The sequence below is a fragment of the Stenotrophomonas sp. INTA L402-1 genome (assembly GCF_059295135.1).
Map to the genome: position 1 here is coordinate 1 of NZ_JCAFWP010000275.1, position 502 is coordinate 502.

General features: G+C 51.0%; 1 protein-coding gene and 1 pseudogene. Both read right to left on the reverse strand.

The features are described from left to right. Positions 1-233, reverse strand: a pseudogene (locus AC5O77_RS22755) (hypothetical protein); the annotation flags it as partial. A gap of 205 nt (positions 234-438) precedes the next feature. Further along, on the reverse strand, positions 439-502 hold a 64-nt coding region (locus AC5O77_RS22760), incomplete at its 5' end, for a hypothetical protein (RefSeq protein WP_494507300.1).

The window sequence follows — 502 nt, forward strand, 5'->3', positions numbered from 1 at the left end:
CCCCGCTCCGCGAGCCGCACACCGCGCCCCCGCCCACGCCCGTCCACACCCCCCACAAACCGACTCTGAGATTCGCAGGATGCGGAAGACGCGCAGCCAGGGTCACAGGTGAACACACCTTTTGACCCGAGAGTACGGATATCAATAACATCTTGACCCAGCGTGCCTTTCAGCACATCCAGTTCAACAGCTGTGTCCCCGTTGAGGGTGAGTTTTGCTTTTGTATCAGCCATTTAAGGTCTCCTTAGCGCCTTATTGCGTAAGACTGCCGGAACTTAAATTTGCCTTCGCACATCAACCTGGCTTTACCCGTTTGTTATTTGGCTCGCCGCTCTGTGAAAGAGGGGAAAACCTGGGTACAGAGCTCTGGGCGCTTGCAGGTAAAGGATCCATTGATGACGAATAAATGGCGAATCAAGTACTTAGCAATCCGAATTATTAAACTTGTTTACCACTAATAACTGTCCCGAATGAATTGGTCAATACTTCCACACTGTTACAT